The following is a 25,550-nucleotide window of genomic DNA, read 5'->3' as shown; positions in this document are numbered from 1 at the left end:
GGCCCATATGCTGATCGCTTTTGAAAAGATGGCACAGAACAACGCCTGGGCAAATGCCACGCTCTGTCGTGCGGCGCAGGCTTTGTCAGAAGAGGACGCAAGTGCGGAAGCACCCGGGTTCTTTCCCTCGCTTGCGCGGACGTTGAACCATATCTACGAGCTCGATCTCTACTACATCGACGCGCTCGAACAGGGCGGTCTGGGGCGTGAGGTCTACCAGCGAGACGACGAACCTTCGTTAGCATCGCTCGCCCGTCACCAAGCAACCGCGGATGCGCGGCTGATCGCTTTCTGTGAAAATCTAACAGAAGAAACGCTGGAAGAGACACGCTCGACCGAACGCCGGGACGGTGTGGTCGAGGAAACGGTGCAGGCTCTTTTGCTGCACCTCTTTCAACATCAGATCCATCATCGCGGTCAGGCTCATGTACAGTTGCACGCCCTTGGCATCGCTCCGCCACAATTGGATGACTTCCACCTCTCTTTCGAACGCGCGCCTTCGGCAAAGGTCTATTGGTCATGACCAAGTTCGGCCCGAACCGCAGGGAATTGATCTTTCGCCTCTACGTGTCCATCGCAGGGCTTGTTTTACTGGTTGCGGCACTGGTCTATCGCGGCATGCCACAGGGACCGGCGACGTTTGAAATCGTCGGCATCGCAGGCGCCTTCTTTGGCGGCACGTTGCTTTGGACACTGAAAAAACTGATCCGGAAAGAGTATTCGGACGCGCCCTAGGTTTCAGACGCCGCCCAAACCTCTACCTCGACCACGAATTCCGGGCGCGTGAACCCCGACACGATCACCAGCGTGGAGGTGGGCAGGACCGGTACATTGGCCAGAAACGCATCGCGTGCCGCCATGTACCCGGCCATATGGGTCCGGTCGGTCACATAGGCGCTCAAATGACAGACGTTCTCCGCGCCCATATCGGCCTCCTGCAAGATCGACAGGATATTCGCGAAACAGATATCCGCCTGCGCCTCCGCGCCCTCCGGAACAGATCCATCACGCGCAAGACCCAATTGGCCCGAGGTCCGCACAAGGCGTGCTCCTGCGGGCAGTTCCACCCCATGTGAATAGCGTGCAAACGGCGGTGCAATTTGACTGGGAGAGAGTGATTTCATGATCAGACTCCGGCGGCAGTGTCCGCATCACGATGACGCATATCGCGCGCCGGTTAAACCGCGAAATGGACGTAGAGTGTGCAACAATCGGCCTGTCTCTAGCGCCCTGTGTCTGCGGCTTCACCGAGGGAATCGGATGTCAGGCACCGTGGATTCGAGACGTTTTTTGACCCGCCACCCCCAAAAACGCCGCAATGCCGCCAACAATACCGAAAAAAAATTACACGCGTTGAAATCGTTGGAGGCCATGGAACAGCAACGCACGCCTTGCCAAAGATCGCCCGGGTGCTGCCACAACTTGCCGTAACTGCTTAGCGCATTTGCGACATCAGCTGTCCAAAATTCGCCGCTTGTCGTCCACGGCAGGCCTCCAGGCGGCCATTTCATCGGACATCCGCTTTCGGTCTTCCATCGGACCGTGTTAAAAGCGCTTTGAGAAGCCTGTAGGAATTGCAGGGTTCAGGCAGTTCTATGGCTATGGCCCTAGGGAGAAAGGGTTGACGGCACGTCGGCTACGTTTGACACTTCTGCCGTCCCCTAGAGGGGCATCAAGAAAGCAGAGCAACTGCATCACCGCGCCGGAGCAAATACCCGGCACAGCGCATTGACCAGGACGCGCAAAAAACAGAGAGGAAGAAAATGACATTTTTCACACGTACCGGCAAACCCTTGCCGAAGGCCGTGGTGGACTCCGCGGGGAAGGTCGGCACCGATCCGGTCACCCGCCGCGAGTTCCTGGCAACGGCCAGCGCTTTTGGCGCGACGGCCGCAACAGCCTATTCGATGATCGGCATGGCAGCGCCCGCCCGCGCCGCTGGCCACAAGGAAGGCGGCGTTGTCCGCATGCAGCAGGAAGTCCGGGCGCTCAAGGACCCGCGCACCTACGACTGGTCGCAGATCGCGAACTTCTCGCGCGGTTGGCTTGAATACCTCGTCATCTACGAAAACGACGGGACCTTCACCCCCGCCCTGCTGGAGAGTTGGGAGATCAACGACAACGCCACCGAATACACGCTAAACGTTCGCAAAGGCGTAAAGTGGAACAACGGCGACGACTTCACCGCTGAAGACGTGGCGCGCAACATCGCCGGTTGGTGCGACAAGGGCCTTGAAGGCAACTCGATGGCAGGCCGTTTCGGTGTGCTGATCGACGAAGCCTCCGGCCAGGCCATCGACGGCGCAATCACGGTCGTGGACAGCCACACGGTCAAACTGGCCCTGCCGCGCCCCGACATCTCGCTGATCCCCGGCATGGCGGATTACCCCGCGGCAATCACGCCCGCAGGCTTTGATCCCGACAGCATGATGGACAACCCCGTTGGCACCGGTCCCTACCTGCCTGAAATGCTCGAGGTCGGCGTGAAAAGTGCGCTGGTCAAAAACAACGAGCACACCTGGTGGGGCACGGAAGTCTTTGGCGGGCCTTACATCGACCGCCTTGAATATATCGACTACGGCACTGATCCTTCCGCCTTTGTTGCGGCGGCCGAAGCCGAAGAGATCGACGCGCTCTACTCGATTGAGGGCGACTTCATCGACATCTTCGCCACGCTGGACGGCTGGGTCGAGAACTCGATTGCCACGGCGGCGACCATCGTCATCCGTCCCAACCAGCTTGCAGAAGTAGACGGCGCCAAGCCTTACGCGGACAAACGGGTCCGTCAGGCGCTGTCGATGGCCGTCGACAATGCGGTTCTGCTGGAGCTGGGCTACGGCGGACGCGGCATTGAGGCGGAAAACCACCATGTGGGTCCGATGCATCCCGACTATGCCGAACTGCCGCCGCGCAAGGTGGACCCAGCCGCCGCCAAGGCGCTGATGGACGAAGCGGGCATGGGCGATTACGAGCACGAACTCTACTCGATCGACGATGCCTGGCGCAAAGACACGACCGATGCGGTCGCCGCCCAGCTGCGCGACGCGGGCATCAAGGTCAAGCGGACCATCCTGCCCGGCTCCACCTTCTGGAATGACTGGGTGAAGTACCCGTTCTCCTCCACCAATTGGAACCACCGTCCGCTGGGCGTGCAGATCTGGGCACTGGCTTACCGGTCCGGCGAGGCGTGGAACGAGTTCGGCTGGTCCAACGCGGAGTTCGACAAGATGCTGGATGTGGCGCTGGCCACGGCAGATGTGGACGAACGCCGCAAGCTGATGAAGGACATGCAAGCCCTGATCCAGGAAGAAGGCGTGACGATACAGCCCTATTGGCGGTCGCTCTACAACTTCACCAAGGAGGGCCTGGTGGGCGCGGAACACCATATCGCGTTCGAATACCATCCGGCGCGCATGGCCTGGACCTGAGCCACAAAAAACCTCGAAGGGTCGCGCATTGCGCGGCCCTTTTTTGATCGTGTGATAACCGCCAAGAGGCAGCAGGATGGACACCGCACTTCTTTTGGCACAGGCCGTCGCCACGGGCCTGATCGCTGCATGGCTGACCTTGGGACTACGCGACAACCTGCTGCACCCGCAGGTCAATGAAACCTACACCGCAGAAGTGCTGTCCATGGCGCGGATGCGGAACGACTATCCAGATGAATTTGCAACCGTCGCCCATCGTGCGATCACCGACCGTCCTGCGCAGAAACTGGCCTTTCGGCTGGTGATCCTCGCTGAGGCAGCGGCGTGTGTTTTACTGTGGCTCGGCACCATTGGCCTGTTGATGGGACTTGTGGGCACGGCATTGCCGGAAACCGGGCGTATACTGGCGCTTTTGGGTGCGACGGCCTTCACGACCGTCTGGGCAGGGTTTCTCATCATCGGTAACCACTTTTGTTATTGGTTCTGCCATGAGGGTGCGCAAAACACGCACTACCAGATGACGCTCTGGGGGCTGGCGACCATGATCCTGATCTGTCAGGGCTGAAGCTTTTTTATGGAATGGCAAAGAGCGCATCGGCAAGTGCTGCGCAGCCTTTGCCGTCCGGCGCAACGGCCCTCAAGTGGCGGACCAGATCAAGCCTTTCAAAGGTGCGCGCATAGGACAATGCGCCGCCTGTCTTGGCAGGGAACCCAAGCGCGCTGATGCTCAGGTGATCAACGCGCGACGTCAAATGCGACCCTCCGGTCGTCATGAGGTCAAGCGCGGCAAGGACAATCCCGGCGACGAGCCGCTGCAGCATCTGCTCGTCCCTTAACTCAACGCGGGTGACACCGGCAAACCACGCCTCTTCGCGCAGCAGATCTTCCACCAGCGGGTCGATCACCAGCCCACCCCCGCCGGGATAGCGATACCAGCCGACACCTACCTTGCGGCCCAGACGTCCTTCCGCAACCATACGCGACAGTATTGGGGAGAAGGTAGCCTCATGCGAGCGGGACGCAGCATTCTGGCGCTGCAGTATGGCATCCAACCCGACGTCATCCTGACCCTCGCAAACGCCCGTGGGAAACCCGAAATCGGTCATCGCGGCGTCCAGTTCCCAAGGGTTGGTGGCCTGCATCAAAAGCTGATCCGCCGCAGCATAGAGGCCATCCGTCAGCGCCTGGGCGATCTCTGCGTCTGTCACTCCGCCGGTGCCTCGAGAAAGCCCTTGGCGGCAATCACCTTCATCAGATCGTTGAGCGACCCTGATATGGTCCGGTTCGACGTATTGACCTGCGCTTCGGCCTTCTCATAGAGCGCTGTCCGCGCGCTCAGCAGCGATTTCAGCTGTTGCATGGCCGCCGGGTTACCCTGCATCGGGCGCAAGTCGCCCTGGGCTCTCACGCGCTGCATGTGCTCCGCCGGGGAGGTGCGCAGCCAGACGGTATGAAACCGCTCCAGCACCTGTTGATAGGTCGCCTCTTCTGCCACCAGCCCGCCTGCCACGGCCAGGATCATCCGGTCGTGCTTTTCCACGGTGCGCGCAATTGCTTCGGCCTCAAGCGCGCGGTAACCGTCCTGCCCGTAGAACGCCATGACCTCGGAGAGCGGCATGCCCGTGTGCTCCTCGATGTCCCGGTTCAGCTCCACGAACGGCAGGCCAAGCGCCTTGCCCGCCAGACGACCCAAGGTGGATTTCCCCGCGCCGCGCAGCCCGATCAGGCAAATGCGCCCGGCGCGCAAGGCCGCCGGGTTTTGCGGTGCCAAGAGACTGCGTATTTTCTGTCGCACCTCCTCGGGTGCAGCGCGGTAGAGATGCGCCACCCGATCGACATCCCTGTCCCAGGGTGCATTTTCTGACACCAGGTTTTCGACCTTGACCTCCAGCGCCGTCGCGATCCGGTGCAACAGGGTGATAGAGATGTTGCCCTCCCCCGCTTCAAGCTGCGCAAGATAGCGCGGGGAGACCCCGGATTTTTCGGACAGGGCACGCCGCGGCAACCCCAGACCCTTGCGCAGATCACGCACACGGGCCGCGAGGCGCCGTTTCAGCGCCTGGCTCGGGTCTTGTGTGACGGTTGTGTCGGTCATGCAGCACCTGCGAAACTGAACAATAATGCAGGTTCTAGGGCGGATGGTGACCACCTCAAGCCGACACGTCCTAAAAACCGGAAATATTTCGCACCAATCCGGACTTCAGTAGGTTTCGACGTGGTATCGGCCCTCGTCACGCATCTGGTCGCGCAAAGCTGCCCAGTCCTTGCCGCTGCATTGCGCAATGTCACTCAGCGCTTCTTCGACACCCTGCTCCATCGCCTTGAGACCGCAGATGTAGATATGGCTGTCCTGCGATGACAGAAGGGCGGCGATGGCCTCCGATTGCTCGCGCAATTTGTCCTGAACGTATTGCTTGGGCTGATCAGACGCGCGGCTGAAGGCAAACGCCTTGCGCATGAATTGATCCGGCACTTTTTTCAGCGGTCCGAAGTAGGGCAGATCACGTGGGCTGCGGGCACCAAAGACCAATGTCAGGCTGTCCTTAGCCTTGGGCATCTCGCGCTGACGCCGCATGGTGAACCCGCGAAATGGCGCAGAACCGGTGCCGGTGCAGATCATCAGCAAATGCGCGTTCGGGTCAGAAGGCAGCAGGAACGTTGCACCAAAGGGCCCGGTGATCTGCACCTCATCCCCTTTGGCCAGATCACAGACGTAGTTGGAACACAGACCCTTTTCCTCACGCTTGACGGTCAGCGAGATATTGTTGAACCCCGGGCGTTCCCCGTCGCGCGGGCTGGAGACGGAATAGAGCCGCGGTAGATGCGCCTTGCCCTCTGAATCCGCGCCGGGGGTGATGATGCCGATGCTCTGACCTTCGAGAACGGGGAACGGCAGGCTGCCCAGATCAAGAATGATGTGACGCACGTCCCCGTCACTCTCCGCGTCGGTCAGCCGGTAGTTTCCCTGCACCTTCGCGGTCGCCGGATTGCCGAGAGAATAGAGATTGATCGTCGGTTTGGAGGCCGACGCAGGTGCCTTGGCCTTGCCGCCTGCGCCTTTGTGGGCCTGGGCCAGCAACGTCGCAACGGCATCATCATGGGCCTCGATACCGTCATCCTGCACCTCTTCAGGCAGGGAGATATCCTCCTGCTCCGGCAGTTCGTCAAAGTCGTATTGCTGGTCGAGGGAATAGGGCGTTTCCACCACACGCCATTCATCGATGGAGCCGGTGGGGCAGACCGGAATGCAGTCCATGCAGAAATTGCAGGTATCCGGGTCGACAACGACATTGTTGTCATCATGTTGGATCGCCCCGATGGGGCATGTCATCTCGCAGGTATAGCAGCGGATGCAGATTTCAGGATCGATAAGATGCTGTTTTACGGGTGTGTTCATGGACTGGCGGTGGACCGGTGCAGAACCGTTTCGGGCAGGAAAGCAAGCTCAACGATATCGCGGCAAATGCCTTTGCAGTCGGTGCAGCCGATGCAATTGGGGCTGGGCGTCGCGGGCATTTTGACGGTTTGGGTCTGCATGGGTCCGGTCTCCTTAGAAAAAATCAAGGTCACTGGCTGTGACGCGGGCCAGTTTCACTGGCCCGTCTGGCGGGCGCTTTGATCTGGATCAAGCCATATGCAGTTTCACATATTCGAAATCGCCAGGCTTGTTGTCGATCCCGACCTTGGGCGGCGCGATCCAGGAGGCATATTGGCCCGGCTCATAGCAGGGTTTCATGAGCGATTGGATAAAGTCCCCGTCTGCCTTTGTGGGCAGCCATTGGTCCTGCCGATTTGCCCAGTCCTCTGCGGAAATGATATTGCCCTCCGGATCAACGGCCACGGTCGAAAACACGCCAATCTGGCGGTGGAAGCCTTCATGCGGCAGTTTGAATTCAAACTCGACCGCGGCTTTGGCAATCGCCTTGTTCCAGCGTCCGACGCCGCCTGCCGCATCGCGTACATAGTCATCGCGCAGGCGCATGTTGATCGCGGTCAGGGCGGGGACGTCTTCGGTCAAAATCTGCCCATCTTTGATCGAGGTAACCGCGTAGGTATCCTCCTGCAGCTTGTGGTCATCATCAATGCGCTGCTCCATGTAACGCCCCTTGATGCCGGCGTTGAAGGCATTGGCCGCATTGGTCGACACCTCCTGCCCAAAAAGGTCGAGACTGAGCGTATAGTGTAGGTTCAGCTTTTTCTGGATCGTGGGCAGGTCGATCACGCCGAGATCGCGGATTTTGTGGATATCATAGGGATCGGTGATGCCATGTTTGTTCATGGCCTCCAGCGTGGCTTGAATGGTGCGGCCCACGCCGGTCTCGCCGACAAACATGTGGTGCGCCTCTTCGGTCAACATGAAGCGGCAGGTGCGGCTGAGCGGATCGAACCCGGATTGCGCGAGGCTTTCCAGCTGCATCTTGCCATCGCGGTCCGTGAAATAGGTGAACATGAAGAAGCTCAGCCAGTCAGGCGTTTCCTCGTTGAACGCCCCCAGCATCCGTGGTGCCTCCTCAGAGCCAGACGAGCGCACAAGCAGATCATCCGCCTCCTCACGCCCGTCACGACCGAAATACTTCTGCAGCAGATAAACCATGGCCCACAGATGCCGCCCTTCTTCGACGTTGACCTGAAAGAGGTTGCGCATGTCGTAGAGCGACGGTGCGGTCAGGCCCAGAAACCGCTGCTGTTCGACCGAGCCCGGCTCCGTATCGCCCTGGATGACGATCAGACGCTTGAGCATATTGCGGTACTCGCCCGGCACCTCCTGCCAGGCGGGCTCGCCCAGATGCTCTCCCATCGGAATGCGGCGGTCCTCGACGGCGGGCGCCAGCAGAACGCCCCAGCGATACTCCGGCATCCTGACATAGTCGAATTTCGCCCAACCCTTCGGATCGACGGACACCGCCGTGCGCAAATAGACCATGCTGTCCTGAAAGTTCTGCGGGATCAGGTCATTCCACCAGTTGATATAACCCGGATGCCACTTCTCCAGCGCCTTCAGCACCTTCTTGTCGGAACTCAGGCCCACGTTATTGGGGATTTGGCTGTCGTAGCTGACATTGATGAGATCGAGCATTCAGTCCTCCTGTCGGTTGGTGGCCCAAAGGCCCACCCTACCTGTCCAAAACTGACCTTTCAGCCAGCAGGTAAGGTGGGCTTTCAGGCCACCTTTGTCACACCCGTTGCATGTTGTAGACACCCCGCACGCCGGTCCCGTAGCGCTGCAAGGCACCCTCAGGACCCACAGCATTGGGTCGTTGAAAAATCCAGTTCTGCCAGGCGGTCAGACGCCCGAAGATGCGCGTTTCCATGGTCTCGGGTCCGGCAAACCGCAGGTTGGCCTCCATACCTGTCAGCGCATCTGGCGAGAAGCTGGCACGCTCCTCTCGGAAAAGCCGCACCTCGTCTTCCCAATCGATGTCGTCATAGGCATAGGTGACCAACCCGCGTGCTTCAGCCTCCTCCGCCTCAAACGGCGCAAGCAGATCCTGTCTGAGATCCTCGACGTGTTCCGGGGTTCCCAGAAAGCGCGTCTCCAGGCGGCTGAGACCGTTACCCATCGGGTACATGCCAAAACTGGCCTCGGTCAGCGTCACCGCCCCCATGGCACGGTCATCGGCTTCAAACTCATCCAACATCATGTAGCTGCGGTCCACAGCCCAGAGCAGCTCTGCCAATACACCGGCAAAGCAGGACCCGTGCTCAACCAAAGCAACCAGACTGCGTGACGTCATGTCGATGCGCTTCAACACCCGTTTCCAGAAACACAGCACTTCATTGGCCAGCCAGTGATCTCGATGCGCCAAAAGCAATGCCTCATGGGCCACAACCCGCTGCGGGTCTCCTTGAGTCTGGAATTCGATCAGTCCGAGGTCATCCTCATTCGTGCGCAGATGCAGGATTGCATCGTCCAGCTCGCGCGCGCATCGCAACATCCACGCATCTGACCCCTGTTTCTGAAAGGCGTCCATATCGGCTGGCGCCGCCTCTTCAGGCCCAAGAATAGTGATCTCTGCCCGACGTCCGGCCCGGTTCAAGGCCACCTTTACCGTCGAATAGACGATCTCTTCCGCACCAAACGTTCGGTTCAACGGCGTCAGAGCAATCCCATCCGCGCCATCATGATCCAGCTTTTGCGCGGCAAAGGCGCGGGCGCGTTCGGCCACAACCTCATCGAATTTGGAGTTCGGAATGACCTCGTCCACAAGCCGCCACTCCAGCGCGCGCTTTCCTTTCACGCCTTCCTCGACGGAGCAGAAGACATCTGCGAGGTCCCGGCGCACCTTGCGCTTGTCTGTAACGCGAGTCAGCCCACCGGTACCGGGCAGCACCGCCAATAGCGGCACTTCTGGCAGCGCCACGGAGGAGGTACTATCATCGGTGAGCATGATATGATTGCACGCGAGCGCCAACTCATAGCCACCACCGGCACAGGCACCGCGTACGGCACAGATGTAGTTTTGTCCGCTGTCTTCCAACGCCGCCTCAAATGTATTGCGGGTTTCATTGGTGAACTTGCAGAAGTTCACCTTGTGCGCATGGGCGGCACCTCCCAGCATGCGGATGTTCGCGCCTGCGCAAAAGACTTTGTCCTTGGCGGAGCGCAGCACCACAACCCGGACCTCGGGGTGCTCGAACCGCATGCGCTGCACCACATCTGCAAGCTCTATATCCACACCCAGATCGTAGGAGTTCAGCTTCAGCTGGTAGCCCTCGAACAGTCCTCCGTCTTCATCGACATCCATGTAGAGATTGGCGACAGCACCATCGTAGTCGATCTTCCAATGCTTCATGGCGTTTGGATCGACCTGAAAATCAATGTGCTTGCTCACAATTGGCCTTTCGTGACTGTCGGGGCAGCTTGTCGGTAATTTGAATTATAACGCATGTGTGTCAGAATAAAATGTGTTAAAGCCCGAATTTTATGTGAGATCGTACGATAATTATGCTTTATAATGCATATTTAGTTCCGAACGCGTGACTTGCAATTCGCGTTGGAGCAGATCGATTCTCACGCCCAGGACAGGCACATCAGCCGGGCACCGGGCCAGATGTGCTTGCACCATATTGCAAAGACGCAGCGCTGCGCGTGGACGCTCCATCAACAGCTTGAGGCGGGCATTGGCCAATTGAATGAGGGCCTGCACCAGGTCCCGCTCGGCGCTGGGATCCGCTGTGCGCATCCACACGGCTTCCAACACCTCGTGACATTCCCAGAAGTACCCAGCGCCGAGGTAGGCCAACCCGGCCTGAAACGCTTGGGTTTGATGCAGGGCCGCCGGAAGGTCGACAGGATCAACAGTCGATTTGATGTCATCAAACCATCCTTCGGGATGACGGGGTGTCTTGCCTGGCACATAGACATGCGAGGGACGCAGCACCTCGGAAAGCTCAGGCCAGATGCACATCTTCCTGCTCCAACCGTACCAGCCGTGCACAAAACTCGGTGATCGCTGCGCGCGTTTCCTCCGGACGCTCCAGATGTGGGGCATGGCCGCAGCCTCGCAGTATTTCGATTTCCAGCGGCGCGTAGATGCGGGCCTCGATCTCTTCGATCTGCGCGATGGTTCCGTAGGGGTCTTCACCGCCCTGAAGCGCCAGCACGGGGATACGCCAATGATCTATCGCATCAGCGACATTCCAATGCGCGAAGTTCGGATCCGTCCATGCGTCATGCCACCCGAGAAAGGCACCATCCACATCATCATGATACTTGGCAAGCCGCTCTTTCAGCGCGCCCGAAGCGAACTCGGCCCCTGCCGCGCGAATAGCCTCGAGCCCGGCGTCTTCCACAAAAAAATGGGGCGCGATCAGGATTAACCCACGCACCCGCCTGTCGCTGACCGACCCGGCATAGATGCTCGCAATCGTCGCGCCATCAGAATGGCCCAGCAGGATCACGTCCCCAAGGTCGGCGGCATCCATCACCCGCCCAAGCACATCCTCTGCTTCATACGTCATGTAATCTATAGAGCGTGGCAATGCGACGGGCGTTGACGTGCCGTAGCCCTGCCGCGAATAGACAAAAACGCCCAGACCCGTTGCCTTGGCCAGTTGCGCCGGGAACTCCCGCCAGAGGGCGACGCACCCAAGCCCCTCATGCAACAAGATAAAGGTTGGTTCCTGGCCCGGCGGCGGACCATAGCACGCGTATTCCAGCTGCACGCCTGCAACGTTGAGAGGTGTGTCAGGTTCTGCTGTCCAGCGGATCATTGCGCCGACGGCCCGCGCAGCTTGAAGCGCTGGATTTTCCCGGTGGCGGTCTTAGGCAGGTCGTCGACGACTTCGATCCAGCGGGGATATTTCCACTTCCCGATCCGCGATTTCACATGCGCGATAAGGTCCGCTTCCAGATCGGCATCGGCGCTCTTTTCCAGCACGATGAAAGCCTTTGGCTTGTCCAACCCTTCGGCATCCTGCGCAGCAACGACAGCGGCTTCCAGCACGGAAGGGTGGCTTGCCAGCGCCTGCTCGACCTCGAAGGGGGAGACCCAGATGCCGGATACTTTGAACATGTCGTCTGTCCGCCCGCAGTAGATATAGCGTCCGTCCGGGCGGCGCTCGTATTTGTCGCCGGTGCGGGTCCAGACCCCTTCGAAGGTGGCACGAGACTTACCGCGCTGGTTCCAATAGGCCGCCGCAGATGACGCACCATTGACCAGCATCTCGCCGATTTCATTGTCACCGACATCCTGACCCGCGTCATTCACCAGACGCACGTTATAGCCCGGCACAGGCGTCCCGGAGGTGCCATAGGCCAAGTCATCCGCCCGATTACTCAGGAAGATATGCAGCATTTCGGTCGATCCGACGCCGTCGAGAATATCAACGCCCGTGTGTCCCTGCCACCGCTTGCCCACATCTTCGGGCAGGGCCTCTCCGGCGGAGATACAGCGGCGCAGCGGTGCGTCCGGTCGCCCGGACTTATCCATCTCCGCCACCATGGCGGCATAGAGCGTGGGCACACCGCAAAACACGGTTGGGTTTTCGCTATTCAGCGTTGCGATCATATCGACAGGCGTGGGCCGTCCCGCAAAGAGCACTGTCGTTGCGCCTGCGGCCAGCGGGAAGGTCATCGCATTGCCCAAACCATAGGCAAAAAAGAGTTTTGCAGCCGAAAACACGGTATCGCTTTCGGTGAGGCTCAGAACATGCGCGCCATAGGTATCGGCGGTTGCCCGCATGCTGGCGTGTACGTGCTGCACCCCTTTCGGCTGGCCGGTGGAACCGGAGGAGTAGAGCCAGAAGGCGACATCATCCGCGGACACCGCCGCCGTGGGCAGAGCCTCGGCATTGGCGGTGAAATCATCAAAAGACTGCGCCGGGTCGGCAGCTTCATCGCCGATAATGACAACCGATCTGAGATAGGGGTTATCCGCCAGCACCGACTTCACGGTCTCATAAAGCGGCGCTGAGACAAAGAGTGTAACCGCACGGCTGTCGCGCAGGATCGCATCGTAGATCGGCGCCGCGAGCAGTGTATTGATCGGGATCGGCACGACGCCGCATTTCAGCGCGCCAAAGAAGATCTGGGGGAACTCGACCGTATCAAGCACCAGCATCGCCACCCGCTCTTCGGCCCGCAGCCCCGCACGCATCATCGCACCTGCGACACGGCCCGCACCCTCGGCAAGCTGCTGGTAGGTCAGGCTGCGTCCGCCGCCCGCTTCGCGGTAGGCGCATTTGTTTGCGCGCCCCTCTGCCAGATGTCTGTCAACGAAATAGCTGGCCGCGTTCTCAGTGGTGCTGATCACGTGTTTCTCCCCTGAAACGACTGGCGATTCCTGCTCTATACTGCATGTGACGCAAATCGCTGCAAGACGGACAACCGGTTGATGCAGTTTAGTGCATATCCCCAGAGGCTCTGATCAGGATGGCAGCAGGAAAAGCGTGATGGCCGGAAACATCACCAGAATGATCACCCGCAGGATGTCGGAGCCAACAAAAAACATCACTGCCTTGTAGGTTTCAGTCATCGGCGTCTCCTTGTCCATCGCGTTGATGATGAAGAGGTTCATGCCAACCGGCGGCGTGATCAGCCCGACCTCCACCACGATCAGCACCAGAATACCGAACCAGATCGCCACATGTTCCGGCGACATGCCGAAATCCATGACCGAGATGACCGGGAAAAAGATCGGCACCGTCAGCAGGATCATCGACAGGCTGTCCATCAGGCAGCCAAAGACCAGGTAAAAGACCAGTATGATCGAAAGCACGAACCACGGGCTATATCCTTGGTTCAGCACCCAGTCCGCCATGAACTGCGGCACACCGGACAATGCGAGGAAACTGTTGTAGAAGCTGGCGCCCAGTACGATGAAGAAGATCATCGCGGTGGTGCGGGCCGTGCCAAAGAGGCTGTCGCGGAACACTGACCAGTTCAGGCTGCCGGACAGGAGCGCCACAAGACCCGTGCCTGCCGCGCCGATGGCCGAGCCTTCCGTGGGCGTAAACCAGCCCAGATAGATACCCCCCACCACCACGCCAAAGATCACCAGCACCGGCCATGTGTTCGCCAGCGCCGCCCAGCGTTCGGACATCGGCTGAGGCGGGCGGGTGCCTGCCGATTTCGGATAAAGCCGGACGTAGAGCGAAATGGTCAGCATGTAGCCGACGGCTGCGAGAATGCCGGGGATGAAAGCCGCGAGGAAGAGCTTGGCGATGTTCTGCTCTGTGATGATGGCGTAGATCACGAGGATAACCGAGGGCGGGATCAGGATGCCCAGCGTGCCCCCGGCGGCAAGTGTCGCAGTGGAAAACCCGCCCGAATAGCCGTAGCGGCGCAGTTCCGGTAGCGCGACTTTGGACATGGTGGCGGCTGTGGCGAGGGACGATCCGCAGATTGCCCCGAACCCCGCGCAGGCCCCGACAGAGGCCATGGCGACACCGCCCCGGCGATGCCCCAGAAAGCTCTCGGCTGCCTTGAAGAGCGCGGAGGACATGCCCGAGAGGGTCGCGAATTGACCCATCAGCAGGAACATCGGAATGATCGACAGCGAATAGCTGGAGAATTGCGTGTAGGTCTCGGACTTCAGTTTGTTGAGCAGCACATTGGGATTACCCCCCATGGCGAAATACCACCCGGCAAATCCGCAGAGCAACATCGCCAGGCCGATGGGCGCGCGCAGAAACACCATGATCAGCAGGATCGGGAAGGACCAGAAGCCAAGTTCGAGGTTGCTCACGAGGGAAGGTCCTTACGCGGTCGGCAGCAGCATGCGGCCAGAGAGGCTTTCACCGACGCGCATGGCCGCACAATAGAGGGCAACAATGCAGGTGACCACCGAGGCTGCGAAACTGAAGGAATAGGCCCACCAGACCGGGAACTGCAGGAAAAACGTGGTTTCGCCATTGCCGATGTAGCGCTGCATACCTTCGTAAAGACGCCAGCTGATCAGGATCAGGGCGGCGGTCAGCACGACCTCCCAAAAGGCGATGATCGCGCGGTGCACCCGGCCCGGCAGTTGGGATGTGAAGATATCGACCGTGGCGTGAGCCCCATGAAGCTGGCAGATCGGAAAGAAGGAGAAAATCGCAAAGGCGACACCCGCCTCAAGGATTTCATAGCTGCCGTTGACCTCGCCAATGCCCAGCTCGCGCCCGGCGGTCGACAGGGTCGTCAGAATAACGAGCCCCACCAGAACGAGGCCGCCGATAATGGCGGTAACGCGGGCGAGCGTTTGCACGGCCTGATGCATGAAAGGCTCCGGTCAGAAAACAAAAGACCCGCAGCACTTAGCGCAGTGCTGCGGGTCAAGGAATACCGAATTTACTCGGTGTACTTGTCGATCAGCATGCGGGCCTCGTCGATCAGCGCCTGACCGTCGATGCCTTTCTCGTTCATGTCGGCGACCCATTCGTCATAGATCGGCTGCGCGACGGCTTTCCATTCGGCTGTCTCTTCTTCGTTCAACGTGACGATATTGTTGCCACGATCGGCTGCCGCCTGACGGGCAGGCCCATCGCTGTCCGCTTGCGTCCCACCGGCAAAAACCGAAAACTCCAGACCGGAATTGTCGTCGATCACCTTCTTGAGATCATCCGGCAGGCCCTCGTAGCGATCCTTGTTCATCGCCAGCACAAAGGTCAGCACATAGAGCGCGTTGCCGGTGAATTCCGTGTGGTTGTCCACCAGTTCCGGGATTTTCAGCGCGGCGGTGACTTCCCACGGGATGGTCGTGCCATCGATCACGCCCTTGGAGAGACCCTCAGGCACGGCTGGCACCGGCATGCCCACCGGGGTTGCGCCAACTTTTTCCAGCAGCGCATTGGCCAGACGGGAGCCGCCACGGATTTTCAGCCCGTCCATATCGGAGGGTTTGCGCACTTCCTTGTTGGCGTGGATCAACCCGGGGCCGTGCACCCACGTGCCGAGGATGTGCACATCCTTGAACTCGGTGTACTTCATGTGTTTTTCGAACATTTCCCAATAGGCACGGGAGGCCGCGCGGGCGTTCGTCATCATGAAGGGCAGCTCAAAGACTTCGGTCGACGGGTAGCGACCCGGCGTGTAGCCAACCACGGTCCAGACGATATCGGCCACACCGTCAATCGCCTGATCCATCAGCTCCGGGGGCTTGCCGCCCAGCTGCATCGACGGATAGCGCTCTACCTTGATGCGACCGCCGCTGTCTTCCTCGACACTATCGGCCCAGACATCGAGCACCAGCTTGGGCACATTGGCCTGTGGTGGCAGGAATTGATGCAGGCGCAGGGTGACGTCCTGGGCCAGCGCGGGTGCCGCCCCAAAGCCCATCGCCAGCGCCGCAGCACCCGCCATGTTGAGAAATGATTTGCGTGAGATCGTCATTCTAGTTCCTCCCTAAAACCCGGTCGGGCCTTGCGTTTTGCGGCCTCTGACTCGTCTTCCCTGCTAAATTGCTATTGCAGATCACCGGGGATGTCACCCGTGTTTGTAACTATCCCCTTGGCAGTACGGGGCCGTGGTCAGGGCCCTCTGGTCTCGGTGGAGACGGCGCCTTCAAGACCGGTAGAGCCATAGAGCCAGGCCACCTGATCAAACCATTCTTCCGCCCCGCGCGCTGCCATCACGGCATTGCGCAGGGCCGCGTGGGCTCCTGACGGGTGGTAGACATGGGTGCCGATCTCGCGCGATTGCAATTGTACACGCGCGGTGCGCAACCGACGCCGGTCCTGATATCGGGTCAGAGCGGACGCAATATCTTCCGCGCCATCCAGTTCATTCGCAAGGCACACGGCATCTTCCAACGCCATACAGGCGCCTTGTGCAAAATACTGCAACATCGGATGCGCCGCGTCTCCTAAAAGCGCGACACGTCCCTCCGACCACGCCATGACCGGGTCGCGGTCACAGAGCACCCAGAGTTTCCAATCTGACCCCTTGTCGATGATCTGCTGCGCCCGCGGGTGTATATGCTCAAAACCTTTGCGCACTTCCGCGTGGCGCACCGGTTTGCCCGCCACGGGTTCCGGCGCGTCGTTGTGGCAGGTCACAACGAGGTTGAACAGCTTCCCACCGGACAACGGGTAGTGCACGATGTGGCATTTCGGTCCGGCCCAGAGCGTCGCGTCGTTCCACCGCAGATCTTCGGGCATCTCTGCCACCGGGATCACGGACCGGTAGGTCGTATGGCCGGACACCAGCGGCGCGCCATCCCCAACCAACTGAGCGCGCACGCGTGACCACAGACCATCCGCACCGATCAACGCGCGCCCGGTGACGCGCGTTTCATCCGCCAGCGTGACGGTCACAGCGCTGCTGTCCTGATCATAACGTCTCACCGCCGCCTGCGTCCGCAGATCGATCAACGGATGACCCTGGCAGGCTTTGAGCAGAACGCCGTGCAAATCGCCCCGGTGCACAACCGCATAGGGGTTGCCGAAACGGGCGCGAAAACCGGCATCCAGCGGGATATGGGTGATCCGGTCACCGGTCAGCGCATCCATCAGCCGAAGGTTGTCGATATAGACCGCCATTCCGCGCGCCGCATCGCCAACGCCCAGAGCGTCGAAGGCGTGAAAGGCATTGGGGCCCAGTTGAATGCCCGCGCCGATCTCGCCCAGTTCAGCCGCCTTTTCAAGCACCAGCGACGGCAGACCCTTTTGCGCCAGGCCCAAGGCAGCCGCCAGCCCGCCAATGCCGCCGCCCGCGATCAGTATCCGGTCTTTCTCGGTCATGACCCCCTCTTTCAGGCAGCAACTGTTGCGCGCACCATGCGCGGGGTCAATGGGCAGAAACAGTGGGGGGATGCTGGTGGCGTTACCTGGACTTGAACCAGGGACCTAACGATTATGAGTCGTTCGCTCTAACCAACTGAGCTATAACGCCATCGGGCCGTGGACTATGACAGCCCCGCAGCCCCGTCAAGCCAGAAAGCGCGATTATCCTGCCCGAACCGTGTCGATCATGCGCTGCACGTTGTCCGGATCCGCATCCGGCGTGATCCCGTGCCCCAGATTGAAGATATGCGGGCCCTTGGAAAGGGCTTTCACAATGGCGCGCGTGTCGTCCACCAGCGCCTGACCGCCGGTGACCATATGGCTGCTGGCAAGGTTGCCCTGCACACAGCCATCGACCTGCACGTGTTGCGCCGCCCACGCCGCGCTGACCGAGTTATCCAGCGCCACGCAATCCACGCCGGTCGCTTTTGCGAACCCGATGTAATTGTCTCCCGCCTCGCGCGGGAAACCGATGACGGGGATATGCGGATAGCGTGCTTTCAAGGCGGCAGTGATTTCGCGCGCGGGTTCCAGTGCGTATTTCTGGAACGCCTCGCCCTTGAGCGAGCCCGCCCAGCTGTCAAAGATTTTCACAACTTCGGCGCCCGCCTCGATCTGTGCGGCCAGATAGTCGATTGTCCCCGCCGTGATCCGCGCCAGCAGCGCCTCGAACAAGGCGGTGTTTTCCTGCCGCAAGGCGTGGGCAGGCGCCTGATCCGGCGTCCCTTGGCCCGCGATCATATAGGTTGCCACCGTCCAGGGCGCGCCTGCAAAACCGATCAGCGTCGTCTCGGCAGGCAGTTCGCGTCGAAGGATGCGCACCGTTTCATAGATCGGGTTCAGGGTCTCGTGAATATCTTCAACCGGTCCCAGCTTGTCGAAATCCGCCTGTATCTGCACGGTGGACAGGCGCGGACCCTCACCCGTGACGAACCATAGATCGGCCCCCAAGGCCTGTGGCAGCAGCAGGATATCGGCAAAGAGGATGGCCGCATCGAACCCGTAGCGGCGGATCGGTTGCAGGGTCACTTCGGCGGCCAGATCAGGGTTGTAGCAGAGCGACAGGAAATCACCGGCCTGCGCCCGCGTCGCCTTGTATTCCGGCAGGTAGCGCCCGGCCTGACGCATCATCCAGATCGGGGGGGTCGGAAGCGTTTCGCCTGCAAGCGCGCGCAGAATGGTTTTCGTCGGGGCCATGGAAGTCCTCAATTTGCAACTCCCCGTTGGTCAGGGGCAGCGGCGCCGTTGTCAAGACACAGACGGGTTGTCAGGATAATTTGACGCGCATAAAGATGGGCGCATGACAGTGACCCTACCGACCCCCGACAGCCCGCTCAGAATTGGCACACGCGGCTCGCCCCTGGCGCTTGCACAGGCGCATGAGACACGGGATCGGCTGGCGCAAGCCTTTGATTTGAAAGAGGACTGCTTCAAGATTGTCGTCATCAAGGTCACTGGCGATGCCATTCAGGATCGCGCGCTGAAGGATATTGGCGGCAAGGGGCTTTTCACCCGCGAGATCGAAGAGGATCTGCTGTCAGGGAAAATTGACATTGCCGTGCATTCGACCAAGGACATGCCGACGTTGCAGCCTGACGGGTTGATCCTTGATACCTTCCTGCCGCGCGAGGATGTGCGCGATGCCTTCATCTCGCCCAAGCTGTCCAGCATCGCCGAACTGGCTCCCGGCGCGGTTGTCGGCACCTCCAGCCTGCGCCGCAAGGCACAGCTGCTGCACCGTCGCCCTGATCTGAAGGTAGTGGAATTTCGCGGCAATGTGCAGACCCGGTTGAAAAAGCTCTCCGATGGGGTTGCGGAATGCACCTTTCTGGCCGCCGCAGGGCTGAGCCGGTTGGGCATGGACGACGTGCCCGCCACACCGGTTGAACCAGACGATATGCTGCCCGCCATCGCACAAGGCGCCATCGGGATCGAGCGCCGCATGGACGACGCCAATACCGCCGAAATGCTGATGGCCATCCACGATGTGGCAACCGGCCAGCGCCTTGCCGCAGAACGCAGCCTGCTGCTGACCCTGGACGGGTCCTGCGAGACGCCGATTGCCGGGCTTGCGGAGTTGACCGGAGACCGATTGCGCCTGCGGGGTCAGGTGCTGCGCCCCGACGGATCGCAAGCGCTGGACGGAGAACGTGACGGCTCTATCGAAGAGGCCGCCGCCATGGGCAAGGATCTTGGTGAGGAGTTGCTGTCACGGGCCGGGCCGGGGTTTTTCGACTGGCATGACGCATAAAATCACAACCCTGCCCTAAATCCATTTGGCTAGCGGTGGCAGGCTCATCAGCACCGCATTTGCATCATGCCCGGTCTCCAGCCCGAACTTGGTGCCCCGGTCATACACCAGATTGTACTCGGCGTAGAGGCCGCGGTGCACAAGCTGTGCCTCTTTGTCCTGATCTGACCACTCCTGCACGCGACGTTTGCGCACCAGCGGCACATAGGCAGGCAGGAAGGCCCGCCCGATGTCCTGCGTCAGGCTGAAATCAGCTTCCCAATCGCCGGTGCAGTGGTCATCCATGAAAATCCCGCCAACGCCCCGCGCCTGGTTGCGGTGTGGGATGTAGAAATACTCATCCGCCCATTCCTTGAGGCGCGGATAAAGCGCTGCCCCATGTGGGTCGAGATGTTCCTGCTGGGTCGCGTGGAAATGGGCCGTATCCTCATCGTATTCAAGGCAGGGGTTGAGGTCCGATCCGCCACCGAACCACCACGCATGCGGCGTCCAGAACATGCGCGTGTTCATATGCACGGCAGGCGCATGCGGGTTCTGCATATGCGCCACGAGAGAAATGCCCGACGCCCAGAAGCGCGGATCTTCCTTCATGCCCGGAATACCCTTGCGCGCGGCCATGGCCATCTGCGCCCGTTCACCCAGCGTGCCGTAGACCGTGGAAATGTTCACCCCCACCTTTTCGAAGACACGCCCACCCCGCATGACGGACATCAGGCCACCGCCTGCGTCCGATCCATCCTCACTGGTGCGCTGTGTCTCCGACACCTCGAAAGCACCTGCCGCAGCCTCCGACAGGGGACCGTCGGAATGGTCCTGTTCCAAAGCTTCGAAAGCCGCTACGATATCGTCCCGCAGGTTGCGAAACCACGCTGAGGCGCGGGATTTTTCGGTATCGAAGCTGTCAGTCATGAGCGGTCCAATGTGTCACGTTTGTCTGACATCATTCCTAGACCGGAAGCCCCACGGCGAAAAGTGCGAAATCCTAATGCGCCGGCGCCGCGACGGCGTCGAGCAGGCTGCGCCCGCCGTCCACCGTGATCACCTCACCGGTCATGAAGCCGGAGCTTTCCGCCGCCAGAAACTGCACCGCCTCGGCCAGTTCCGCAGGCCCGGCAATCCGGCCCAGCGGGGTATGATCGCGAATGTCTTCCCGCCAGTCGCTGTTTTCCACCACGGAAGATTTCAGCGACGCGCTCATCACCGATCCGAAGGCCACGGCGTTCACGCGAATCCGCTCCGGGGCCAGCGCAAGCGCCATGGAGCGGGTCATCTGTTCCAGAGCGGCGGAAGCGATGGAATAACCCATCAGTTCCGGCCGGGTATTGCGCGCCGCGATCGAGCTGAGATTGATGATGGAGCCCAGCTGCCCCTCCGGCTGGTCCGCGCCCTGCTTGATCATGCGCTTGGCCACCTGCTGCGTGAGGTGCAGGGAGGTCATCAGGTTCTGTTCCAGCAGCACCGCAACGGATGTGTCTTCGACATTCAGCGCATCGGTGGGCATGACCTGCCGCGACGCGTTCACGAGGATATCGACCCGCTCGAAGGCGTCGATTGTGGCCGACACCAGATTGGCTATGGTCAGCCGCTGGCGCAGATCGCCGGCGAAATAGCGCAGGGTACCCTCTTCGGCCTGATCCCCCCACTCATTCGTCAGCTTCTTCTCGTCCATATCGGCGCACATTACGTTTGCCCCGCGATCCGCGAACTGTCGGGCGATGGCAAGGCCAATGCCGTTTGCCGCGCCGGTCACGATTGCGGTCTTGCCGTTGATGGAAAAGGACATTGGGGCTCCCCTGTTGCTCAGGTCCAGTCTAGACCGATTCAGCCGCGCTTGCGAAGCGGTCGGCTGGCGTGGAACAATTTAAAGCGCCGATCCCCGGCAACTTCGCTGGATTTTGCAAAGAGCGACTGCAGCGTCGCCTCGTAGGGCAGATGCCGGTTCGCGACCATCCAAAGCTGTCCTTGCGCATGCAAAGCCTGCGCCGCGATGCGTAGAAACGCCTGTCCAAGGGTCGGGTCAGCGCTGCGCGCGGCGTGGAACGGCGGGTTCATCACCACCGCATCCAGCCGTTCTTCGGGACGCCAGGTCATCGCGTTGGCCCAGTGAAACTGCGCCCGCGGGTCCGTGACATTGTGGCGCGCGCAGTCCAGCGCCATATGCCCAGCCTCGACCAGGTGAAGCTCTTCGACATCGGGCCGCGTCAGGATATGCGCCGACAAAAACCCCCAGCCCGCGCCCAGATCGGCCACGCGTTTGCCCAGGCTGTCCGGCAACGTATCGGCCAGCAGGGCCGAGGCCGGATCGATCCCATCTGCCGAAAAGACGCCCGGCGCTGTCCAGAAACCACCCTCGGTCAGGACCGGACCGGCGGCCCAGTCCTCGAACATGTCCGGAGCGGGGTTGGTGACCCAGAACAACTTGCCATGCGCTTTTGACAGCGGCCCTTCGATCTTCGTCCGCTTGCGGACGTCCCGCAGCACGCTGTCCACGCCATCTGTTTTCTGACCATCTATGATCAGCGGCCCCTGCGTCCGGCGCGCAGCCTCGGCGATCAGCGCCCGCGCCTCTGATTTGGCGCGTGGCAAGGCGATGACGGCAGCAGCGTACTGCTCTTCTGCAGCAACAACGCAGTCATACCCGCGGTCACGCCAGTGATCAAAGTCCGGCCTGAACCCGGTGACAATCTGTGCGCGCTCTTTCGGCAGGCCGGGCAGCATTGCGTCGGGTATGGGTTGAAAGACAGCGATGCGCCCCTCGGACGGCCACACCAAACCACCCCCATCAAGGGCCAGCGACAAACGGGCGTCAATCACGCGCCTAGTCTTCTTTTTCCATGGTGCATTGCAGCGGATGCTGGTGCCGCCTGGCAAAATCCATCACCTGCGCCACCTTGGTTTCCGCGATCTCGTGGCTGAAAACGCCCACGACGGCCACGCCTTTTTTATGCACGGTTAGCATGATCTCGAACGCCTGCGCGTGGTTCAGGCCAAAGAAGCGCTCCAGCACATGCACCACAAACTCCATCGGCGTGAAATCGTCATTGAGCAACAGGACCTTATACAGCGGCGGGCGCTTGGTCTTGGGCTTGGTCGCCGTCAGGATCGATGTATCGCCATCATCCTCGGGGCGGTCTGCCATCATGAATGCGTCGCGGTGCATTACTGCTCCTGATCTGCTTTTGGGTCGCGGTGAGTCGTTGAGCGCTCTATATAACCTGTCTGAACATTTAGAAAAGGGGTCGGCCCACATGGCGCAGGTGCTCAGCACAATCGGGTTTGATGCCGATGACACCCTTTGGCACAACGAACGCTTTTTCCAGATGACTCAAGTGCATTTTGCGGAGCTGCTGGCCGAGTTCACCGATAAACCAACCCTGATGCAACGCTTGCTGGCAGCGGAGAAGCGCAATCTTGGACATTACGGGTTCGGCGTGAAGGGCTTCACCCTGTCCATGATCGAAACGGCCATCGAGGTGACGTCGGGCAGGGTTTCGGCAGCGGTCATCGCGCAGATAATGGACGCTGGACGCGAGATGCTGCGTCACCCTGTGGACTTGCTGCCCCATGCGCGCGCGGCGGTGGAAATGGCGCGGCAGACACACCGGATCGTGCTGATCACCAAAGGTGATCTGCTGGACCAGGAACGCAAGCTGGCCCAATCCGGGCTGGGCGATCTGTTCCATGCGATCGAGATCGTCTCAGACAAAACCCGGGACACCTATCGCGGGATTTTCGCCCGCCATGGAACGGGAGCGGATCACGCTCTCATGGTCGGCAATTCCATGCGCTCGGATGTTCTCCCGATGATCGAAGCAGGGGGTTGGGGTGTCTTCGTACACCACGGCCATGAATGGGATTTCGAGCGGGCGGAGGCGCCATCGGAAGATGCCCGGTACCATGCCCTTCAGGATCTTGGCGAGCTCTCGGATCTGATCGCAAAAATCGAGTCTCCCTGACGTCGCATTTTCACATCCGATTCTACGCTGGGTTATGCCTCATTCTCGCCACAATAGCTCTTCTTGGTGCACGCCCGCGCGCACCAACCAGATGTGGATCATGCTTCACCGAAAGTTAACGCAAATACCTTAAATCAAAGGCTTTATAGAAATCGAAAGCTGTGTTAGCCTCTCACACATAAAACAGCCAGTCGAACAAATCGGCGGCGTGAGGCAGAAAAAGGCAGGTTATCATGAAGGTTCGGCGCGCGATGCCGGCCCGTTACGGGCTATTTTTACTCGCAGCTCTGTGGTTGTTGGTGGTTCTTCCCCTCAGCGCGGCAGCTGCTCCCTACGCAGCATATGTGATGGACGCGAGGTCTGGCAAAGTCCTGCACTCGCGCAACGCGGACACCCGGCTTCACCCGGCATCGCTGACCAAGATGATGACGCTCTACATCGCGTTTCAGGCAGTCGAGCGGGGCGAAATTTCCCTCGACACCAAAGTCAAGATTTCGCGCTTTGCTGCATCGGAACCCCCTTCCAAACTGGGGTTGAAATCTGGCCAGCGCATTGCCTTTCGCTACCTGATCCGCGCCGCTGCCGTCAAATCCGCCAATGATGCCGCCACGGCCATCGGCGAGGCGCTTGAGGGGTCGGAGGCCGCCTTTGCGCGTCGGATGAACCGCACCGCCAAGGCGTTGGGCATGACCCGCACGACCTTCAAGAACGCCCACGGGCTGACCGAATCCGGTCACTTGTCGACAGCGCGGGATATGTCGATCCTTGGGCGCCACGTGCTCTACGACTATCCGGAATACTATAATCTCTTCTCGCGCCGCTCCACCAATGCCGGTGTGCGCGAAGTCGCGAACACAAACCGTCGCCTGCTGGGCGCCTACCGCGGCGCTGACGGCATCAAAACCGGCTATACACGCGCGGCAGGGTTCAATCTTGTGGCTTCTGCAGAGCGAGGCCGTGAACGCATCATCGCCACCGTCTTCGGCGGCACGTCCACCAGTGCTCGGAATGCACGCGTGGCAGAGCTGCTTGATATGGGCTTCAAGCGGGCGCCGACGCGTGTCGCCCTTCAAAAGCCAAAGAAGCCAGCTTACGTGCCCGGTGGCGCAGGAAAAACCGTCCGCGTCAGCGGCATCACCCGGACCAGCCTGCGTCCGCGCCTGCGCGCCGGCACTCAGTTGGCCGCTGCGGCAGTTGTCACACCAGCGGCACCGCCCCCTGCAGCAGCGCAGGCCAGCGCCAGTGGTGTGCTTTCCTCTGACATTCAGATGGCGCTTGTCGCGGCACAGGAGGTGCCAGTAGAAGCAGAAACCCCACCTGTTCAGACAATTGTCGCGTCGAACAGCAGCCTTGCCGCAGCGACCCTGCGCCCGGCCATGCGCCCCGGCAGTACCGTGCTTGCCCTGGCGACCGAAACGCCGCCAGAGAACGAAGTCGTAACGCGGCTCTCCACATCCGGCGGACATCAATGGGGCGTGAATGTGGGGCGCTACAACAGCCGCTACAACGCGGAACGCGCGCTTGTCACCACTGCGCTTGCGGAAATGACCACGCTCGAAGGCACGCTGCGCAAGGTGGTAAAGAAGCCAACGGGCTTTGACGCAAACTTCCTCGGAATGACGCGTGACAGTGCAGACCTCGCCTGTCGTCGCCTTACCGCCCGCAATATCAGTTGCTTGATGGTCGGCCCCGCTTCCTAAGGGGCCACCG

Annotated in this window: 26 protein-coding genes and 1 tRNA gene; 7 read left to right on the top strand and 20 right to left on the bottom strand. The window is 60.5% G+C overall.

Features of this window, described 5'->3' with window-relative positions:
• The first annotated feature begins 7 nt into the window (after positions 1-7).
• Both Q1A52_RS16865 and Q1A52_RS16860 read left to right on the top strand, forming a co-directional pair.
• Positions 8-523: a DinB family protein gene (locus Q1A52_RS16865; RefSeq protein ID WP_300017970.1), complete on the top strand. Its 516-nt coding sequence runs from the start codon at positions 8-10 to the stop codon at positions 521-523.
• Complete coding sequence (locus tag Q1A52_RS16860; RefSeq protein WP_300017967.1) at positions 520-735, top strand: hypothetical protein; 216 nt, start codon at positions 520-522, stop codon at positions 733-735. The genes Q1A52_RS16865 and Q1A52_RS16860 overlap by 4 nt, the downstream gene beginning before the upstream one ends.
• Here the strand turns inward: Q1A52_RS16860 and Q1A52_RS16855 are convergent.
• Complete coding sequence (locus Q1A52_RS16855; protein ID WP_300017964.1) at positions 732-1,124, bottom strand: RidA family protein; 393 nt, start codon at positions 1,122-1,124, stop codon at positions 732-734. The genes Q1A52_RS16860 and Q1A52_RS16855 overlap by 4 nt on opposite strands.
• Positions 1,125-1,763: 639 nt before the next feature.
• Between Q1A52_RS16855 and Q1A52_RS16850 the strand changes: the two genes are divergently transcribed.
• Both Q1A52_RS16850 and Q1A52_RS16845 read left to right on the top strand, forming a co-directional pair.
• Positions 1,764-3,428, top strand: coding sequence for an ABC transporter substrate-binding protein (locus tag Q1A52_RS16850; RefSeq protein WP_300017961.1), 1,665 nt, complete (start codon positions 1,764-1,766; stop codon positions 3,426-3,428).
• Between the two features lie 76 nt (positions 3,429-3,504).
• Positions 3,505-3,993: a DUF2165 domain-containing protein gene (locus Q1A52_RS16845; RefSeq protein WP_300017958.1), complete on the top strand. Its 489-nt coding sequence runs from the start codon at positions 3,505-3,507 to the stop codon at positions 3,991-3,993.
• Between the two features lie 7 nt (positions 3,994-4,000).
• Here the strand turns inward: Q1A52_RS16845 and Q1A52_RS16840 are convergent, their stop codons facing one another.
• The 15 genes from Q1A52_RS16840 to hemE all read right to left on the bottom strand — a co-directional run bounded on the left by Q1A52_RS16840 (position 4,001) and on the right by hemE (position 18,830).
• Positions 4,001-4,636, bottom strand: coding sequence for a 3-hydroxyacyl-CoA dehydrogenase family protein (locus Q1A52_RS16840; RefSeq protein ID WP_300017955.1), 636 nt, complete (start codon positions 4,634-4,636; stop codon positions 4,001-4,003).
• Positions 4,633-5,523, bottom strand: a complete 891-nt coding sequence (locus tag Q1A52_RS16835) for a helix-turn-helix transcriptional regulator (protein ID WP_300017952.1) — start codon at positions 5,521-5,523, stop codon at positions 4,633-4,635. Before Q1A52_RS16835 ends, Q1A52_RS16840 begins: the two co-directional genes overlap by 4 nt.
• Before the next feature lie 105 nt (positions 5,524-5,628).
• Positions 5,629-6,825 carry a benzoyl-CoA 2,3-epoxidase subunit BoxA gene (gene boxA / locus Q1A52_RS16830; protein ID WP_300017949.1) on the bottom strand — a complete coding sequence of 399 codons (1,197 nt, stop codon included), beginning with the start codon at positions 6,823-6,825 and terminating at the stop codon, positions 5,629-5,631.
• Positions 6,822-6,965, bottom strand: coding sequence for a hypothetical protein (locus Q1A52_RS16825; RefSeq protein ID WP_300017946.1), 144 nt, complete (start codon positions 6,963-6,965; stop codon positions 6,822-6,824). Before Q1A52_RS16825 ends, boxA begins: the two co-directional genes overlap by 4 nt.
• Before the next feature lie 88 nt (positions 6,966-7,053).
• A complete protein-coding gene (gene boxB / locus Q1A52_RS16820; RefSeq protein ID WP_300017943.1) occupies positions 7,054-8,505 on the bottom strand; it encodes a benzoyl-CoA 2,3-epoxidase subunit BoxB in 1,452 nt (483 codons plus the stop codon).
• Between the two features lie 97 nt (positions 8,506-8,602).
• On the bottom strand, positions 8,603-10,261 hold the full coding sequence (boxC, locus tag Q1A52_RS16815; RefSeq protein WP_300017940.1) for a 2,3-epoxybenzoyl-CoA dihydrolase: 1,659 nt from the start codon (positions 10,259-10,261) through the stop codon (positions 8,603-8,605).
• 111 nt (positions 10,262-10,372) lie between these two features.
• Entirely contained in the window at positions 10,373-10,837 is a 465-nt protein-coding gene (locus Q1A52_RS16810; protein ID WP_300017937.1) for a DUF309 domain-containing protein, read from the bottom strand.
• On the bottom strand, positions 10,821-11,642 hold the full coding sequence (locus Q1A52_RS16805) for an alpha/beta hydrolase (RefSeq protein ID WP_300017934.1): 822 nt from the start codon (positions 11,640-11,642) through the stop codon (positions 10,821-10,823). The genes Q1A52_RS16810 and Q1A52_RS16805 overlap by 17 nt, the downstream gene beginning before the upstream one ends.
• Positions 11,639-13,183, bottom strand: a complete 1,545-nt coding sequence (locus Q1A52_RS16800) for a benzoate-CoA ligase family protein (RefSeq protein ID WP_300017931.1) — start codon at positions 13,181-13,183, stop codon at positions 11,639-11,641. The genes Q1A52_RS16805 and Q1A52_RS16800 overlap by 4 nt, the downstream gene beginning before the upstream one ends.
• 114 nt (positions 13,184-13,297) lie before the next feature.
• A complete protein-coding gene (locus Q1A52_RS16795; protein WP_300017928.1) occupies positions 13,298-14,617 on the bottom strand; it encodes a TRAP transporter large permease in 1,320 nt (439 codons plus the stop codon).
• A 12-nt stretch (positions 14,618-14,629) separates the two neighbouring features.
• Positions 14,630-15,130, bottom strand: a complete 501-nt coding sequence (locus Q1A52_RS16790) for a TRAP transporter small permease (RefSeq protein WP_195821559.1) — start codon at positions 15,128-15,130, stop codon at positions 14,630-14,632.
• Positions 15,131-15,201: 71 nt separating this feature from the next.
• Entirely contained in the window at positions 15,202-16,242 is a 1,041-nt protein-coding gene (locus tag Q1A52_RS16785; protein ID WP_300017925.1) for a TRAP transporter substrate-binding protein, read from the bottom strand.
• Between the two features lie 137 nt (positions 16,243-16,379).
• Positions 16,380-17,591: a 3-hydroxybenzoate 6-monooxygenase gene (locus tag Q1A52_RS16780; protein ID WP_300017922.1), complete on the bottom strand. Its 1,212-nt coding sequence runs from the start codon at positions 17,589-17,591 to the stop codon at positions 16,380-16,382.
• Between the two features lie 74 nt (positions 17,592-17,665).
• Positions 17,666-17,742, bottom strand: a tRNA-Met gene (locus tag Q1A52_RS16775).
• Between the two features lie 53 nt (positions 17,743-17,795).
• Positions 17,796-18,830, bottom strand: coding sequence for a uroporphyrinogen decarboxylase (gene hemE / locus Q1A52_RS16770; RefSeq protein ID WP_300017919.1), 1,035 nt, complete (start codon positions 18,828-18,830; stop codon positions 17,796-17,798).
• A 103-nt stretch (positions 18,831-18,933) separates the two neighbouring features.
• Between hemE and hemC the strand changes: the two genes are divergently transcribed.
• Positions 18,934-19,884, top strand: a complete 951-nt coding sequence (hemC, locus tag Q1A52_RS16765; RefSeq protein ID WP_300017916.1) for a hydroxymethylbilane synthase — start codon at positions 18,934-18,936, stop codon at positions 19,882-19,884.
• 15 nt (positions 19,885-19,899) lie between these two features.
• Here hemC and hemF read toward each other — a convergent pair whose 3' ends face one another.
• The 4 genes from hemF to clpS form a co-directional block, all read right to left on the bottom strand.
• The gene (gene hemF / locus Q1A52_RS16760) at positions 19,900-20,793 is read right to left on the bottom strand and encodes an oxygen-dependent coproporphyrinogen oxidase (RefSeq protein WP_300017913.1); all 894 of its coding nucleotides are present in this window, start codon (positions 20,791-20,793) and stop codon (positions 19,900-19,902) included.
• A gap of 73 nt (positions 20,794-20,866) precedes the next feature.
• The gene (locus Q1A52_RS16755) at positions 20,867-21,667 is read right to left on the bottom strand and encodes an SDR family oxidoreductase (RefSeq protein WP_300017910.1); all 801 of its coding nucleotides are present in this window, start codon (positions 21,665-21,667) and stop codon (positions 20,867-20,869) included.
• Between the two features lie 38 nt (positions 21,668-21,705).
• Positions 21,706-22,698, bottom strand: coding sequence for a class I SAM-dependent methyltransferase (locus tag Q1A52_RS16750; protein WP_300017907.1), 993 nt, complete (start codon positions 22,696-22,698; stop codon positions 21,706-21,708).
• A 4-nt stretch (positions 22,699-22,702) separates the two neighbouring features.
• Positions 22,703-23,044 (bottom strand): ATP-dependent Clp protease adapter ClpS, encoded by a 342-nt coding sequence (clpS, locus tag Q1A52_RS16745; RefSeq protein WP_195821551.1) that lies wholly within the window; start codon positions 23,042-23,044, stop codon positions 22,703-22,705.
• 88 nt (positions 23,045-23,132) lie between these two features.
• On the opposite strand from clpS, the gene Q1A52_RS16740 reads away from it, so the two are divergent.
• The gene (locus Q1A52_RS16740; protein WP_300017904.1) at positions 23,133-23,840 is read left to right on the top strand and encodes an HAD family hydrolase; all 708 of its coding nucleotides are present in this window, start codon (positions 23,133-23,135) and stop codon (positions 23,838-23,840) included.
• A 233-nt stretch (positions 23,841-24,073) separates the two neighbouring features.
• Entirely contained in the window at positions 24,074-25,540 is a 1,467-nt protein-coding gene (locus Q1A52_RS16735; protein ID WP_300017901.1) for a D-alanyl-D-alanine carboxypeptidase family protein, read from the top strand.
• The last annotated feature ends 10 nt before the right edge of the window (positions 25,541-25,550 follow it).

Origin of the sequence: uncultured Roseobacter sp., assembly GCF_947488185.1 — a bacterium.
In the GTDB taxonomy this organism is placed as follows: domain Bacteria; phylum Pseudomonadota; class Alphaproteobacteria; order Rhodobacterales; family Rhodobacteraceae; genus Roseobacter.
The sequence above is the reverse complement of the archived record's forward strand: the minus strand, read 5'-3'. Positions and strand labels throughout refer to the sequence as shown.

Bases quoted from the DNA above. Each gene is read 5' to 3' on its own strand.
- Q1A52_RS16865 (WP_300017970.1), top strand. From the start codon at position 8: ATGCTGATCGCTTTTGAAAAGATGGCACAGAACAACGCCTGGGCAAAT.
- Q1A52_RS16860 (WP_300017967.1), top strand. From the start codon at position 520: ATGACCAAGTTCGGCCCGAACCGCAGGGAATTGATCTTTCGCCTCTAC.
- Q1A52_RS16855 (WP_300017964.1), bottom strand. From the start codon at position 1,124: ATGAAATCACTCTCTCCCAGTCAAATTGCACCGCCGTTTGCACGCTAT.
- Q1A52_RS16850 (WP_300017961.1), top strand. From the start codon at position 1,764: ATGACATTTTTCACACGTACCGGCAAACCCTTGCCGAAGGCCGTGGTG.
- Q1A52_RS16845 (WP_300017958.1), top strand. From the start codon at position 3,505: ATGGACACCGCACTTCTTTTGGCACAGGCCGTCGCCACGGGCCTGATC.
- Q1A52_RS16835 (WP_300017952.1), bottom strand. From the start codon at position 5,523: ATGACCGACACAACCGTCACACAAGACCCGAGCCAGGCGCTGAAACGG.
- boxA (WP_300017949.1), bottom strand. From the start codon at position 6,825: ATGAACACACCCGTAAAACAGCATCTTATCGATCCTGAAATCTGCATC.
- Q1A52_RS16825 (WP_300017946.1), bottom strand. From the start codon at position 6,965: ATGCAGACCCAAACCGTCAAAATGCCCGCGACGCCCAGCCCCAATTGC.
- boxB (WP_300017943.1), bottom strand. From the start codon at position 8,505: ATGCTCGATCTCATCAATGTCAGCTACGACAGCCAAATCCCCAATAAC.
- Q1A52_RS16810 (WP_300017937.1), bottom strand. From the start codon at position 10,837: ATGTGCATCTGGCCTGAGCTTTCCGAGGTGCTGCGTCCCTCGCATGTC.
- Q1A52_RS16805 (WP_300017934.1), bottom strand. From the start codon at position 11,642: ATGATCCGCTGGACAGCAGAACCTGACACACCTCTCAACGTTGCAGGC.
- Q1A52_RS16790 (WP_195821559.1), bottom strand. From the start codon at position 15,130: ATGCATCAGGCCGTGCAAACGCTCGCCCGCGTTACCGCCATTATCGGC.
- Q1A52_RS16785 (WP_300017925.1), bottom strand. From the start codon at position 16,242: ATGACGATCTCACGCAAATCATTTCTCAACATGGCGGGTGCTGCGGCG.
- Q1A52_RS16780 (WP_300017922.1), bottom strand. From the start codon at position 17,591: ATGACCGAGAAAGACCGGATACTGATCGCGGGCGGCGGCATTGGCGGG.
- hemE (WP_300017919.1), bottom strand. From the start codon at position 18,830: ATGGCCCCGACGAAAACCATTCTGCGCGCGCTTGCAGGCGAAACGCTT.
- hemC (WP_300017916.1), top strand. From the start codon at position 18,934: ATGACAGTGACCCTACCGACCCCCGACAGCCCGCTCAGAATTGGCACA.
- hemF (WP_300017913.1), bottom strand. From the start codon at position 20,793: ATGACTGACAGCTTCGATACCGAAAAATCCCGCGCCTCAGCGTGGTTT.
- Q1A52_RS16755 (WP_300017910.1), bottom strand. From the start codon at position 21,667: ATGTCCTTTTCCATCAACGGCAAGACCGCAATCGTGACCGGCGCGGCA.
- clpS (WP_195821551.1), bottom strand. From the start codon at position 23,044: ATGCACCGCGACGCATTCATGATGGCAGACCGCCCCGAGGATGATGGC.
- Q1A52_RS16740 (WP_300017904.1), top strand. From the start codon at position 23,133: ATGGCGCAGGTGCTCAGCACAATCGGGTTTGATGCCGATGACACCCTT.
- Q1A52_RS16735 (WP_300017901.1), top strand. From the start codon at position 24,074: ATGAAGGTTCGGCGCGCGATGCCGGCCCGTTACGGGCTATTTTTACTC.